The organism is Brucella ciceri (genome assembly GCF_041930145.1).
GTDB classification, from domain to species: domain Bacteria; phylum Pseudomonadota; class Alphaproteobacteria; order Rhizobiales; family Rhizobiaceae; genus Brucella; species Brucella intermedia.
This window is the reverse complement of record NZ_JBHEEV010000016.1, coordinates 1-14,046: the sequence shown is the minus strand read 5'-3', so window position 1 is coordinate 14,046 and position 14,046 is coordinate 1. Positions and strand designations below refer to the sequence as shown.

Below are 14,046 nucleotides of genomic sequence, written 5' to 3'. Positions count from 1 at the left end.
ACAAACGCTCGAAGTAAATGAAGATGAAGCGGTTTTGTTCCCTATAAAGTTGTAACAGAAAGTTTCAGCGTGTCTTGATCGCGCATCTGTGCAGCTAGGCGCGTGCCGATCGGACGTGCCGGAATCAGCCTGATGTTCTGCGCCGGACATATCGCCAGCCCGAAACAATCCCCTATCTTGTTACGCATCAGCCCCGAACAAGGGAGTGGCCGCGCGTGCACAAGCAGCTTGTTACGTTCAATGCCGGTTCGTCGACCGTCAAGATCGGCACCTTCGCCTTTGACGGACAGCAACTCCGAAAACGGGCGCGGGGCGAGATTGATCTGAACGAATCTCCCGTGACCTTTCGATTGCGCGGTGAAAGCGGGAACCTCGACATTGCCCTGGCATCTGCGGATGCCGGGAATATCGTCAGCATTCTGGAAGAACTGTTCGCACGATTGTCCGATCATATCAGCCCCGGCAACATTCTCGGCGTCGGTCACCGCGTCGTCTTTGGCGGGGATCAATTCGCCGGGCCGGTCTTGTTAGACGACAAACATATCGAAGCCATCGAGAGCCTTTCCATTTACGCGCCGCTCCACCAGCCCAAAAGCACAGCTCTGATAAAGGCCGTCCGGAAACTCCTCCCCCATCTTCCGCAGGCGGCCTCCTTCGATACCGCCTTCCACCAGACCATACCGGACAAGATCAGGCGTTTTGCGGTTCCCATCGCCCTCCACGAACGCGGAATAAAGCGATATGGCTTTCACGGCTTGTCCTACAAATCCATCATCGCGAACTTTTCCCGACGAGTGCCGGAGCTTGCTGGCGGGAGGATCGTCGCCGCACATCTGGGAAGCGGGGCAAGCCTGTGCGCCATGGACGGCGGCAAAAGCGTCGACACCAGCATGAGCTTTTCCACGCTTGACGGCATTCCGATGGCGACCCGTTGCGGAACCATCGATCCCGGCGTTCTCCTTCATTTGTTGCAGCAGGAAAACATGCAGGCGGATGCGCTTGCCGACCTGCTTTATCATCGCTCCGGCCTTCTCGGATTGTCCGGGATAAGCAGCGATACACGCGACCTGCTCGCAAGCGATGATGCCCGTGCCCGGGAAGCCATCGACATTTTCACCGCGCGCATTGCCGGTGAAATATGCAGGCTCGCCGCGACGCTCGGCGGACTGGATGCCTTGATCTTCACCGCCGGTATCGGGGAGCACCAGCCCGCAATCCGAGAGGCGGTCTGCGAGCGTCTTTCCTGGCTTGGTTTTGAAATCGACGCTGCCGCCAACAAAAACAATGCTTTCCGGATCACGCGCCCAACCTCGCCGGCAGCGGCCTTCGTGTTTGCTACCGACGAGGAACAGATTATCGCCGCCGAAACGCTGGACGCTCTTCGGAACCCCGCAGTTACAGCGCCCGCCGCATCTGCGTAACCATCCGCGAAGGAGACAGAGAATGACCAAAGCACCGGCCCAAGGCCCCCTGGCACCTCAGCAGCTCGCGCTGATCGATCGCTACTGGAAAGCGGCGAACTATCTTTCGGTGGGGCAGATCTACCTGATGGACAATCCCCTGCTGCGCAAACCGCTGGAACCTGAGCATATCAAGCCACGACTGCTCGGCCACTGGGGGACGACGCCCGGCCTGAATTTCATTTACGCGCACCTCAATCGCATCATTCGGGAAAGAAATGCCAACATAATCTACATATGCGGGCCGGGGCACGGTGGACCGGGCATGGTAGCGAACACCTATCTGGAAGGTTCCTATTCTGAAATCTATCCGGGCGTGAGCGAGGATGAGGCAGGAATGCGCAAACTGTTCCGGCAGTTTTCCTTTCCCGGCGGCATACCAAGCCATGTCGCGCCGGAAACCCCGGGCTCGATCCATGAGGGCGGCGAGCTGGGATATGCGCTTGTGCACGCCTATGGCGCCGCTTTCGACAATCCTGATCTGGTGGTCGCCTGTGTGGTCGGCGATGGAGAGGCGGAAACGGGAACCCTTGCCGCCTCGTGGCATTCCAACAAGTTTCTCAATCCCGCACGCGACGGCGCCGTGCTGCCGATCCTTCATCTGAACGGCTATAAAATCGCAAATCCCACCATCCTCGCCCGCCTTTCCGATGACGACCTCACCAGTCTCTTCAGGGGCTATGGCTATGAGCCGTTCTTCGTCGAGGGCAGCGAACCCGAGGCCATGCACCAACAGATGGCAGCAACCCTCGATGCGATCTTCGCCCGGGTCGAGACGATAAAGCGAAGTGCCGATGTGAAATCACCGGAGCGCCCCCGCTGGCCCATGATCATTCTGCGAAGCCCGAAAGGTTGGACCGGCCCGAAGGAGGTCGACGGGCTGATCGTAGAGAATTACTGGCGATCGCATCAGGTTCCCGTCGCTAATTGCCGCGAAAATGATGCGCATCGCAAAATTCTTGAAAACTGGATGAAAAGCTATGACCCGGAGGACCTGTTTGACGAAAAAGGTGCGCTGAAGCCCGAACTGCGCGCGCTCGCGCCGCAGGGCGAACGGCGCATGGGGGCCGGCCCGCATGCAAATGGCGGCTTGCTTCGCAAGGAACTGCACACGCCCGACTTCCGGCAATATGCCGTCGAGGTCACCGAACCGGGAGCGCTGGAAGGGCAATCCACCAAAATACTCGGTGAATATCTGCGCGACGTGCTGAAGCTGAACGAGCGGGAGAAGAATTTCCGTGTCTTCGGTCCCGATGAGACCGCTTCAAACCGTCTCGGCGCGGTCTTCGATGCCAGCGACCGCGTGTGGATGGCTGAAACCTTAGACATAGACGACCATCTGTCGGCCGATGGCCGCATCATGGAAGTATTGAGCGAGAATCTGTGTCAGGCCTGGCTGGAGGGCTATCTGCTGACCGGAAGGCACGGGTTTTTCTCCTGCTACGAAGCCTTCATCCATATTGTCGATTCCATGTTCAACCAGCATGCAAAATGGTTGCAGGTCGCGCGCGAACTGAAATGGCGAAAACCGATTTCATCGCTCAACTATCTTCTGACCTCTCATGTCTGGCGTCAGGATCATAACGGCTTTTCCCATCAGGACCCGGGCTTTGTCGATCTGGTGGCCAATAAGAGCGCCGATATCATCCGCGTCTATTTTCCCCCGGACGCCAACACGCTGCTGTGGGTTGCCGATCACTGCCTTAAAACCTGGGATCGCATCAACGTCATCGTGGCGGGAAAACAGCCTGAACCGCAATGGCTGTCGATAGACGAGGCCGTGCGCCATTGCGAAGCCGGTCTCGGCATATGGGACTGGGCCGGAACCGAGGACGGTCTGGAACCCGACATCGTGATGGCCTGCGCGGGTGATGTGCCAACGATGGAAGTTCTCGCCGCTGTTTCTCTCCTGCGCCAGTCCCTGCCGCATCTGCGCATCCGCGTCGTCAATGTCGTGGACCTGATGGTTCTGCAATCACCGCAACACCATCCGCACGGCATTGCCGACGACGAGTTCGACCGCATCTTCACGACCAACCGGCCCGTCATCTTTGCTTACCACGGTTATCCCTATCTCATTCACCGGCTGGTCTATAAACGCACCAACCATTCCAATTTCCACGTGCACGGCTTTATCGAACAGGGAACCACGACCACGCCTTTCGACATGACGGTGCTGAACGAACTGGACCGGTTTCATCTGGCCATGGCGGCTGTCAGGCGGCTGCCAATCGGCAATGACGTGGCGGGTCCTTTGATCGCCACGTTCGAGGAAAAGCTGGTTCTTCACAAACGTTACGTGCGGGAACATGGCGAAGACATGCCGGAAATCCGGGATTGGAAATGGGACGCACGGCTGTAAGCAACCGCGCGAAGAAGCGCGGCGCCCGCAGGCACCGCGCTTCAGGTTCAGCCAGTGTCGCAGGCGCCGTGAGGGCGCGATGCTGACGTGCGGGTTTTCTCACCAGCGCTTCAACCCCAGCAGTTTCTCGCCAAGCAGGGTCAGCGCGACTGTCTCGGCGTTGTGTTTTTCCCATTCGCGCGGATCACCGGGAAAAGCGTCGCGCCTTGGATGATCGCGCTCCCGCCAGAGCCGGATGCGTTCCAGTCGTTCGGTCTCGTTTTCCCATTCGGCAGGGTGCATGGAGATATATTGCGCCATGCGCACCCGGTTGTCGGAATGGTTCGGCCTGACGCCATGCGCCAGCAGCGAATTGAAGATCATCAGGTCGCCTGGCTCCATGTCGATATTGACCACTTCGAGCCCGGTCATGTCGGGATGCATGGGGTCGCGGTCGTCCGGCTGTGTTTTCACCCATTCCTCGAAATGCTCGAACAGATAGGGCACGCACTGGAAACCGCCCACATCGCCATCCTGCTTCTGCAGGCTAAGCACACCCTGCACGCCGATTGGCAGAGGCCGGATCGAAGTGTCCACGTCCCAATGAATGAAGCCGTGCGGGTTGCCCTTGATCTTCTTTGGCGGATTGAGGTTGGCCCGGTCGATGGTGACCCAGAGGTCCTCCCTGTCCCATATATCGACAAAGACGTCATAGACACGCTGCTCCATACGATTGTCCCAAAGATACTGGTGATTGTAGATTTCCAGCATCCCGGTATTGTTGAGCTCCTTCATCTTGTGCTCGCGCCGCTGCGGCGCATACCAGGTTGAAGGGTCTTTCGGGTCCTTTTCGTCGAATTCCCAGAGCAGATCGACAAGACGCGCAACATTGGCCGCCGGGACGGCCTGACGGACGATGACATATCCCCTTGTCGTCCAATGTTCCCAATCGGCCTTTGACAGGACGCGCAGCGGCAGGTTCTTCCTGATGTCCTTCAACTGGATCGTCGCGGCTGCGGTCGGATGGCTGTCGCGCTTGGTCATTGTGGTGTCCTGCATATCGTTCTCCCATCATATGCTTGCCCGGAACCGGGGATGCAGGAAAGCTAATGGTTTCCCGCGCGCCATGTTGCGCCCAAATGGACAAAACTGATACTATTCCAGCGTCGAACCTGTACCCCAAGGCAACATGAAGCCACTTCTTGAACATTTGCCCGCATCGCCGGACGCTTCCTGGAGCATGCTCAATCGGCGTCTCGACGATGCGATCCCCTTCGAATGGCATCATCATCCCGAGTTTGAATTGACGCTGACGCTCAATTCCCGCGGCCAGCGCTTCATCGGAAACCACGTCGCCGAATACGACCATGGCGATCTCGTCCTCATTGGCCCCGATCTGCCGCACACATGGGCCTCGCGCGAAAAACTCGACGAGACAAAACCGCACGTGGCGCTTGTCTTCTGGTTTCGAAGGGAATGGATAGATGGCCTGACGGGGGGATCGGTGGAGCTGGCTCCCATCCGTCGCCTGATATCCGACGCCGGCACGGCTCTGGCGTTTGATCCGGCGCTCGGTCGTCGCCTGTCGGCGGATTTCGAGGCGCTGTTCCTGCATCCGCCGGCGCAGCGGCTGATCGGCCTGCTGACGATACTGGCAAAGCTCGCGGAGGAGCGCACGAGACAGCCACTTTCGTCCGTCATTCCCCAGCAGCATGTGGGCGACCGCTCAAGGATCGACCGGGTACTCGTGCATATCCATAAGCACTATCACGCGCCCCTGCGCATGGAGGAGCTTGCCGAAATCGCGTTCCTCAGCATTTCGGGCCTGCATCGCCTGTTCCAGCGGCACACTCAGATGAGCGTCTCCGAATATGTGATCGCCTTGCGGATCGGCGAATCCTGCTCGCGGCTTTCGGGTACGAACCAGCCCATCCAGCACATAGCCGCCGAAGTCGGCTACGCTTCCCTCGCCAATTTCAACCGGCAGTTCAGACGGTTGCGCGGCATGTCCCCGCGCGAATACCGAATGTCCTTCCGCCGGTAGGTTCGACGTTAGGCAAAGGCTCACTCACCTGCCATTGGGCTCAGGACTGCTCTGGAAAACGCATAATCAGAGGTCCTTGATCAGAAAGACCTCGGATTGGGGCTGAAACTTTCCAAAGGAAATGGCTCCGGCCTCGCGAAAGCCATTGCTCCGGTGAAATTGCTGAGGTTCCTTCTCGTCGGCAACACTCGATGTCATCAATTGCGTGGCCTGTTGTTCCCGCATCGCGGTTTCCCAGCGCTGGAACAGCAATCCGCCAATGCCGCGCCGCCGGTATTGGGGAATGACCCAGATCATATCCATGTAGGGGATAACACCCCAAAACCAGCTGTAGCGAAGAAATCCGGCAGGCTCCGCATCGGTAAGAGTAATGATATACTCGCCAGCGGAAAGACAGCGCTTCACCCAGTGCGCAGGCACGTGCGGGTCATGGCTGATCAGCCAGTCCGTATATCGGATATCAGCGGTAATAACATTCGCGTTCATTCTCTGCCTGTCATTTTGTCCGCTCCATTGGCCCCGTCGTTCGGGACCGGACCGCTTCGCCATGAGTTGTCCGTGGCAAGAAAATCGACGAACGCCCGCAGTTTCGGCGAGAGATGGCGGCTCGACGGCCACATGACCTGCAAGGGCGTGGGAATATCGAGATAATCCTCGAGAACGCTGACCAGTGTCCCGTTCGCCAATTGGGGGCGTACGCTCAGATCCGGGATGGAAACAAGGCCGATGCCTTGCTCCGCCAGGGATATTTGCGGCTCCAGTGAATTCAGCACCATGCGGGCGGTCAGGTCGGCTTCGAAGATTTCATCTTGCCTTCTGAAACGCCAGCGGTCGAGCTTGCCGGTCGTGGGGAAGCGGTAAACCAGGCACGAATGGCGCGCCAGATCCTCCGGCTTTTCCGGCACACCATTCCTGCGCAGATAATCCGGAGAGGCAACGACCGCCCGGCGATAGGAGCCGAGCTTGCGGGCCATCAAACGGGAATCGCCCTGATGGCCTGTACGGATCACGGCATCGAACCCCTCCTCGATCACGTCCACAAGCCGATCGGTAAAGTCGAGTTCCAGTTCTATTTGCGGGTGGTGGCGCGCGAAAACCGCAATGGCCGGCAGGAACAATGCGCCCAGCGACGGCAGGCTGACGCGGAGCCTGCCGCTCAGTTCCTGACAGGTCTGCGACAATTCACTTTCGGCCATCTCGAATTCACACAGGATGCGGTGGCATCGGTCGAGAAACTTCACGCCTTCCGGCGTCAGCGAAATGCTGCGGGTGGAACGATGGAACAGCCTTGTGCCGAACCGTTCCTCCAGCCGCACCACTGCCTTGCTTACAGCAGACGGCGAAATGCTCAACCGACGCCCCGCCTCCGTGAAACCTCCGGTTTCGGCTGCCTGCACGAAAGCGCGCAATGCGCCAAGACTGTCCATCCTCTGAGCCTCCATGCCCGACATAAATGTCAAAAGTATTTGGAATTATAGCCTACTTTTCTTGATTGGCGAGATTGAGCAATTTCCCCAACCCGATTTACCAATAGGATTTTGCTCCATGACATCCACCTCCACCCCTCGACAAAGCACGGAAAGGCTGCCCGTCGGGGCGCTGCTGGCCCTCGCCATGGCGGGCGTCATCACGCTCATGACCGAAGTCATGCCCGCTGGCCTTCTTCAACAGATCAGCCCCAGCCTCGGCATTACCGACAGTCTGGCGGGGCAGATGATATCCGTTTACGCCGCAGGCTCGTTTCTCACCGCCATTCCGCTCATCACTTTCACGCAAAAACTGCGCCGTCGCCCGCTTCTGCTCATGGCGATCGTCGGCTTCGCGGTGGTGAATGCCGTAACCGCCCTTTCCAACAGCTTCGCGCTGATGCTCATCGCCCGGTTCTGCGCCGGAATATCCGCCGGCCTGGTGTGGGCGTGGCTTGTTGGCTATGCAGCCCGGCTTGCGCCATCGCATCTTGCCGGACGTGCGATTGCCATTGTCGGCATCAGCGCGCCGCTGGCATTTTCCTTCGGCGTTCCGGCAGGCACATTTATCGGTGCGCTGGCCGGATGGCGGCTCGCTTTCGGATTGATGAGCCTTCTCGCGCTTGCCCTCGCCATCATGATCCACTTCATCGTGCCGGACCTTCCCGGACAGAAGCAGGAACAGCGGTTTTCCGTGCCGGATACACTGCGCATACCGGGCGTGCTGAAGATACTCGGCATGACGCTGGCATTCGTGATCGCACATAATATCCTTTACACCTATGTGTCGCCGTTCCTGAGCCTTTCCGGCCTGTCGGCCCGCGCCGACATGGTGCTCTTCATCTTCGGCATTGCGGGAATTGCCGGTCTCTGGGTCGTCGGCACGTACATCGACCGCAAGCTGTGGCCAATGATGCAAGGCAGCATCATCGTTGTTGCCGTCTGCGCCATCGCCTTCGGGGTCTGGAACACCTCGCCGCTGATCGTTCTTGCCACCGCCGGCCTGTGGGGACTGATTTTTGGCGGCGTTCCAACGCTGCTTCAGACAGCGCTCGCCAAAGCTGCCGGCAGCGCGGCGGACGTGGCGCAAGCAATGCTCGTCACCTTCTGGAATCTCGCCATTGCCGCAGGGGGACTGATCGGCGGCCTTGTTCTCGGCGGTTTGGGCGCAGGCTATCTTCCCTGGGCGATGGTCGCATTTCTCGCGGTCACATGGCTGATTTCGCTTCAGTCACATGCCGTTGAGCTCTCTGCTGAAACGCAACCATAAGCCGGGGAACGAGGGACATGGGCTCGGCAAATGCTGGACATGGAATGCCGGGCGTGGCTGGCTTCCAGCAGTCTCGTCCGCTCATGTCACCTCTTGCGCGCCACGATATAGGGGCGATTATCGTTGCCCCTCGCGGCGTGGCGTTCAACGGCAAGGATATCGAAGCCCGCCGCAGATATTTGCTGGCTCAGTTCCGTCGCCGGGAAGACGCCCGCATAGGGCGCCTTGCCGATCAGGCGCATCGCGGGCAATGCCAGCCGGATGAGCGGGTTCATGTCGCCCACGCAAGGCGTCTTGGAAATGAACAAGCCTCCCGGCTCAAGCAAAGTGTGGATCGAGCGCAGCGTGTCCGACAGGTCACGAACCAGATGGAGATAGTTGAAACCAAGAACCACGTTGAACCGTGCCGCCTCTGAGGCAAGCGCCTGCGCAGTCGCCGTTCGGAAGGAGAGAGCCGGGACCGGGGCAGCGGCAAGCTTTTCGTTGGCAATCGCGATCATTCCGGCAGAAAAATCTGTCGCTAGATAATGCTGAACAGCACCGGCAAGCTTAAGCGCTGTCGTTCCTGTTCCGCAGCCCAGTTCCACCACCTTGTCGCTTGCACCAAGCAAAGCCCGGGTCCGGTCCAGCGTGCGCTCATAGCCGATCTGATCCGCGATCTTGCCCATGGCATATTTCCGCGATGTCCGATCCCAGAAACGCGCATCGCTTGCTGTGTTCATGAAGGGCCGCCTCCCAACCACCGTTGCACGCATGAATAGTGCAGAAATGTGATTGCGTGAAGAGGCGGCTCTCCGCGCCCGGGCTGATGAATGCTTCAATCAGCAAAGGCTTTTCTGTCTGGTGCGACGCTGAACCAGATAGGTAGCAACGGTAGCAGCGAACAGCAGCAATGCCGTTGCCACCACGACAGCGACATAGGCATTCTCGAACGCCTGCGAAGCGAGCGTGGTCAACGCACGGGCGTCAGCGGCGGCCATCGATTGCGCTGCAAGCAGCGCCTCATCAAGGCTGTCGCGGACAACAGGAGGAATGCCTGAACCGGCTGGCAGAACGAGGCTCGCCGTATAGAACGCTGACAGGATACTGCCGAAGATCGTTACGCCCAGAGCATTGCCAAGCTCGAACGAGACTTCCTCCACCGAAGCGGCCATCCCCGCTTTTTCGGCAGGCGCGCTTCCCATGATCGAGGATGATGCGCCGGTCATCGCACAGCCGACGCCAAAGCCAAGGACGGCAAGCCCCGCCAGATAGAAGTGCGCCGAGATCCGGTAGGTGAGGATGTAGATCATCACCCCGAGCGCCGTAACGCCGAGCGATATCCAGAGCACCTTGCCCGCACCGAAGCGCGGCAACATTGCGCCCGCAAGCGGCCCCGCAACGAAAGCTGCCAGCGGGATAGGCAGAATGGTCAGGCCCGCCTGGAGCGGTGTCATGCCTTCGATCAGCTGCATGCGCTGGCTGAAAACCAGTTCCATGCCGGTCATCGAGCCCGACGCGACCAGAGCTGCAAACACGCCCAACGAGAACAGTCTCGTCCTGAACAGCGAGAAATCGATCAGTGGTTCAGCGCTTGCAAACTGTCTGCGGACGAAGATCGTCGTGGCAGCAAGGCCGATGACGAGCGCTGCCGCAAAAATGGACATGGAAGCATCGCGCTTTGCAAGTTCCTTGACGGCATAGGTGAGCGCGATCAGCCCCACCATGATCTGGATCGACCCGACCAGGTCCCATTTGCGCTGTGAGCCGAGCGGACGGTTTTCAAGGTGGAAGGCCGAAAGCCCGAGCGCAACCAGAACGACCGGCACATTGATCAGAAAGACCGAACCCCACCAGAAATATTCCAGCAGAATGCCGCCCGCGACCGGACCGATGGCAGCGCCACCCGAAGCGATTGCCGCCCATATGCCGATGGCAAGCGAGCGTTCTTTCTCATCGGTGAACGTGAGGCGGATGATCGAAAGTGTGGCAGGCATCATCATGGCCGCACCGCAGGCAAGGAATGCGCGCGCCGCAATCAGAATTTCCGGATTTGGCGAATAGGCTGCACAGAGCGAGGCAAGGCCAAACACCGCCAGCCCGTTCATGAACATGCGCTTGTGGCCGAGCTTGTCACCGAGCGTGCCGAGGCCCGGCAGCAGACCTGCTACCACCAGAGGGTAGATGTTCATGATCCAGAGCTTTTCCGAAGCGCTGGCCGCCAGATCATGGGTAAGACGCGGCAGGGCTGTGTAAAGCACCGTCATATCCACGACGATCAGGAACAACGCGCTGGAAACAATTGCGAGAACGAGCCAGCGATTTTGCGGCAACATCGGTTCATACCTTTTCAATACGGTCGTATTCAAACTTGTCAGAGGTGCCGACGTAATATAAATCCGTCCGTATGGAAAGTAAGAAATTGCAAAAAACGGGTCGCCCGCGCTCGATCGACCGCGATCATGTGCTCGACATGGCCGAGAAGCTGGTTGAGGAAGGCGGCATCCTTGCGCTGACCATGGACGCGGTGGCGCAGGCCGCCGGTGTAACCAAGGGCGGCGTGCAATATTGCTTCGGCAACAAAGACGGGCTGATGAAAGCCATGATCGAACGGCTGGGCGACCGGTTCGACGATCAGGTGGCGGCACGCAAGCGGCATAAGAATGACGCGATCTCACACATAGCGGCCCATATAGCGGTGACGCGCGAAAGCGACGCAGACGACGATTCGCGGTTTGCAGCCATGATGGCGAGCCTGATACCCAACTCCCATTATCTCGAGGAAACCCGCGCCTGGTATCGCAGGCAATGGGACGGGCTAGATGTTTCGACGCCGGAAGGACGGCGGGCGCGCTTGGCATTCATTGCCAATGAGGGCGCATTCTGGCTGAGAAGCTTCAACCTGTTCGAGCTGACACAGAAAGAATGGCAGTCGATCTTCGATGATATCGAAGAGCTTCTTGGCGAGCATTCAAAAGGGCGCGAATAGGTTTCAACGGCGGATCGAAGTTGGCGCTCGCTCCATCATCGCTACCGGCAGGGACAAGAAATCTGTGCCATTAGAGCGGTTCCTATTCTAACAGAATCGCCGGAACCGCTCTAACTATTTGTTTTGTCGCATTATCCAACGCATCGGAGCGGGATAAGAAATCAGTCCAGTGAACTGATTTCCCCGCGTAAACGTTTCACACTTTTGCTGGAAATGCTCTAGGGCGCGTTTCGAGAACCGTTTCACAGTTTTCGGGATGCGCTCCGGCCTCAAGAAATCTTCTTTCGGTATTCTGTAGGGCCTAGTCCCGTATGGCGTTTGAAATATTTACTTAAGTAAGACGCATCTGCAAATTCAAGATCATGTGCAATTTGCTGCATTGACCTTTTTGGCTGCATCAACTGTTTCTTGATTTCCAGTATTACCTGTCGATCGATCAACGTTTTCGGGGCATCATTAAAAAATCTCTTGGTGAGTTGCGAGAGATAATAAGGTGTCACATTCAGGAGACCCGCATAAAAGGACACTTCACGCTGATGTCTGCAATGCAGGAATATCAGCTCCCAGAATTTCCAGCAGAGCGCTTCCTGCCTGCTGTAATCATTTTTCTCGGAAATATCGAAACCGGCGGCCTTATGCGAAAGCCACAAGAACAGATTCTGAAACTGATTGACCAGAATGGTTCTCTGATATTGCAGCGGCTCTTCGTAAATGAAAGCGGTCATCTTCTCCCAGACCGAGAGAAAACGAATGGTACGCTCATCGGCCTTAAAAAACGGATGCCGGCTTAGAAACAGAAACAACTCGTTTGGCAATCCATAAGCAATATCCGAGGCTATGGAGCGCTCTATCAGATAATAAGAGCAGGAAAAATCAGATGATCTATTGCTCACAGAAGCGATGGAATCGTCATAAAGAACCAGAAAATCGTCTTTCTGCATCTGGTAGCTTCGGAAATTCACCTCGAATTCGGCCGAGCCATTCTGGCAAATGAGCAGCACAACATAGCTCAATGACAATAGCTGGTTATCGTCTTCCTCGAGCCGACCTTTCCCGATCCCGAACTCGACGCCTTCGGCGGGGCGCAAGGAGCAACCTGTTTTCATTTTGTCCATCATTGCAGCGCAATCGCTTCAGATAAAGACCGTTTGTTTTCATTATTACCTACTTCACCCGGTTCCTTCCATTGTCAACTTTTCCCTGCCTTCGTTAAAAGCCGGGGACAGCAACCCTCGATAGAAATGAGAAGAACCATGCTTGAAACCGAACGTCTGATCATGCGGCCATGGCAAGATAGCGATGCAGCCAGCCTGTATAAATATGCCAGCGATGATCGGGTGGGACCGATTGCCGGCTGGCCAGTTCACCAGAGTGAGGAAGAAAGTCTGGAAATTATCCGGACCGTGTTTTCGCATCCGGAAGTCTATGCCGTCACCCTGAAAGAGGACAATGTCGCCATCGGCATGGTGGGATTACTGATCGGCAAGGACAGTAATTTTGATATCGCCGCCAATGAAGCAGAGGTTGCCTACTGGATCGGTGTCCCCTTCTGGGGAAAGGGCCTTATTCCGGAAGCTGTGAAGGAACTGATGCGCCATGCCTTCGAAGACCTGAAAATGGCGGCTCTGTGGTGTGGTTATTTCGCCGAAAACGAGCAATCCTTCAAAGCCCAGGCGAAATGTGGCTTTAAACATCACCACACGGAAGAGAAGCAGTTCAACCAGTTCATGAATGACCATCGCGTCGAACATATAAGCCATATCGGCTTGGATGAGTGGCTGGACTTACAGAAGTGATTTTCGGTGCAAACAAGGTTTGTGTGGGGCTTTGCGGCCCCTGCTCCTTTTCTGGGTTGCGGCGGATGCGAGCGATTATCCGGCTATTTTGCCCCTTTAAACGCCAAAACCCGCCGCTTGTGCGACGAGTTTTATTTTTGGTTGCGGGGGCAGGATTTGAACCTGCGGCCTTCAGGTTATGAGCCTGACGAGCTACCGGGCTGCTCCACCCCGCGTTATGGGTGCGATATTATGACCGGTTTTGGTATTTTTTGGCGCTTTGGGCGTGATTTGGTCTGTTTTGCATGGGTTTGAGAAGATGGATTGATTTGTGTGCTTAGCAGACCTGGCAGCGACCTACTCTCCCGCATCTTAAGATGAAGTACCATTGGCGCTGGAGCGTTTCACGGCCGAGTTCGGAATGGGATCGGGTGCAGCCGCTCCGCCATAACCACCAGGTCGGCGAAGAACACAAATGAGAAGCTGGTTCAGGAGTAAGGCAGTAGGGGAATAGGGCAGTATGTTTGGTCTGCGCCTGTCCTTTGCCTTTGTGCTTTGTCTTTCTGTGCAGGCGATGGTTAAGGGCTTTAGGCAACATATTGCCTTATTGCCCTACTGCCATATTGCCTTCATCGAACTTCGTTCGATGGATATTGTAAATGGGAGTGATCAAGTCGATCGAGCTATTAGTACCGGTAAGCTGCATGCGTTGCCGCACTTCC

At 57.2% G+C, this 14,046-nt stretch carries 13 protein-coding genes, 1 tRNA gene and 1 rRNA gene; 7 read left to right on the top strand and 8 right to left on the bottom strand.

The window, feature by feature from the left end:
• Positions 1–215: 215 nt before the first annotated feature.
• Together JNC63_RS20605 and JNC63_RS20600 are read left to right on the top strand one after the other, a co-directional pair.
• Positions 216–1,421 (top strand): acetate/propionate family kinase, encoded by a 1,206-nt coding sequence (locus tag JNC63_RS20605; RefSeq protein ID WP_006470050.1) that lies wholly within the window; start codon positions 216–218, stop codon positions 1,419–1,421.
• 22 nt (positions 1,422–1,443) lie between these two features.
• Positions 1,444–3,822 carry a phosphoketolase family protein gene (locus JNC63_RS20600; protein ID WP_374846732.1) on the top strand — a complete coding sequence of 793 codons (2,379 nt, stop codon included), beginning with the start codon at positions 1,444–1,446 and terminating at the stop codon, positions 3,820–3,822.
• Positions 3,823–3,921: 99 nt separating this feature from the next.
• Here JNC63_RS20600 and JNC63_RS20595 read toward each other — a convergent pair whose 3' ends face one another.
• Positions 3,922–4,860, bottom strand: coding sequence for a phytanoyl-CoA dioxygenase family protein (locus tag JNC63_RS20595; RefSeq protein WP_006470048.1), 939 nt, complete (start codon positions 4,858–4,860; stop codon positions 3,922–3,924).
• A gap of 130 nt (positions 4,861–4,990) precedes the next feature.
• Between JNC63_RS20595 and JNC63_RS20590 the strand changes: the two genes are divergently transcribed.
• Entirely contained in the window at positions 4,991–5,845 is an 855-nt protein-coding gene (locus JNC63_RS20590; RefSeq protein ID WP_006471841.1) for a helix-turn-helix domain-containing protein, read from the top strand.
• A 66-nt stretch (positions 5,846–5,911) separates the two neighbouring features.
• Here the strand turns inward: JNC63_RS20590 and JNC63_RS20585 are convergent, their stop codons facing one another.
• Both JNC63_RS20585 and JNC63_RS20580 read right to left on the bottom strand, forming a co-directional pair.
• Entirely contained in the window at positions 5,912–6,331 is a 420-nt protein-coding gene (locus tag JNC63_RS20585) for a GNAT family N-acetyltransferase (RefSeq protein ID WP_006470047.1), read from the bottom strand.
• On the bottom strand, positions 6,328–7,272 hold the full coding sequence (locus JNC63_RS20580; RefSeq protein WP_006471840.1) for a LysR family transcriptional regulator: 945 nt from the start codon (positions 7,270–7,272) through the stop codon (positions 6,328–6,330). The genes JNC63_RS20585 and JNC63_RS20580 overlap by 4 nt, the downstream gene beginning before the upstream one ends.
• A 118-nt stretch (positions 7,273–7,390) precedes the next feature.
• On the opposite strand from JNC63_RS20580, the gene JNC63_RS20575 reads away from it, so the two are divergent.
• The gene (locus JNC63_RS20575) at positions 7,391–8,581 is read left to right on the top strand and encodes an MFS transporter (RefSeq protein WP_100652508.1); all 1,191 of its coding nucleotides are present in this window, start codon (positions 7,391–7,393) and stop codon (positions 8,579–8,581) included.
• Between the two features lie 86 nt (positions 8,582–8,667).
• Here JNC63_RS20575 and JNC63_RS20570 read toward each other — a convergent pair whose 3' ends face one another.
• The gene (locus JNC63_RS20570; protein WP_006471837.1) at positions 8,668–9,303 is read right to left on the bottom strand and encodes a class I SAM-dependent methyltransferase; all 636 of its coding nucleotides are present in this window, start codon (positions 9,301–9,303) and stop codon (positions 8,668–8,670) included.
• A 99-nt stretch (positions 9,304–9,402) separates the two neighbouring features.
• A complete protein-coding gene (locus tag JNC63_RS20565) occupies positions 9,403–10,896 on the bottom strand; it encodes an MFS transporter (protein ID WP_021585687.1) in 1,494 nt (497 codons plus the stop codon).
• 86 nt (positions 10,897–10,982) lie between these two features.
• On the opposite strand from JNC63_RS20565, the gene JNC63_RS20560 reads away from it, so the two are divergent.
• Complete coding sequence (locus tag JNC63_RS20560; protein ID WP_006471834.1) at positions 10,983–11,549, top strand: TetR/AcrR family transcriptional regulator; 567 nt, start codon at positions 10,983–10,985, stop codon at positions 11,547–11,549.
• Positions 11,550–11,818: 269 nt separating this feature from the next.
• Here JNC63_RS20560 and JNC63_RS20555 read toward each other — a convergent pair whose 3' ends face one another.
• Positions 11,819–12,667: a helix-turn-helix domain-containing protein gene (locus JNC63_RS20555; protein ID WP_006470042.1), complete on the bottom strand. Its 849-nt coding sequence runs from the start codon at positions 12,665–12,667 to the stop codon at positions 11,819–11,821.
• Positions 12,668–12,802: 135 nt separating this feature from the next.
• Between JNC63_RS20555 and JNC63_RS20550 the strand changes: the two genes are divergently transcribed.
• Positions 12,803–13,345 carry a GNAT family N-acetyltransferase gene (locus JNC63_RS20550; RefSeq protein WP_006471833.1) on the top strand — a complete coding sequence of 181 codons (543 nt, stop codon included), beginning with the start codon at positions 12,803–12,805 and terminating at the stop codon, positions 13,343–13,345.
• 138 nt (positions 13,346–13,483) lie between these two features.
• Here JNC63_RS20550 and JNC63_RS20545 read toward each other — a convergent pair.
• Positions 13,484–13,560: transfer RNA gene (locus JNC63_RS20545), tRNA-Met, on the bottom strand.
• A gap of 108 nt (positions 13,561–13,668) precedes the next feature.
• Positions 13,669–13,783: ribosomal RNA gene (gene rrf, locus JNC63_RS20540) — 5S ribosomal RNA — on the bottom strand.
• Positions 13,784–13,844: 61 nt separating this feature from the next.
• Between rrf and JNC63_RS20535 the strand changes: the two genes are divergently transcribed.
• A partial coding sequence (locus JNC63_RS20535) for a hypothetical protein (protein ID WP_374846730.1) occupies positions 13,845–14,046 on the top strand: 202 nt, incomplete at its 3' end.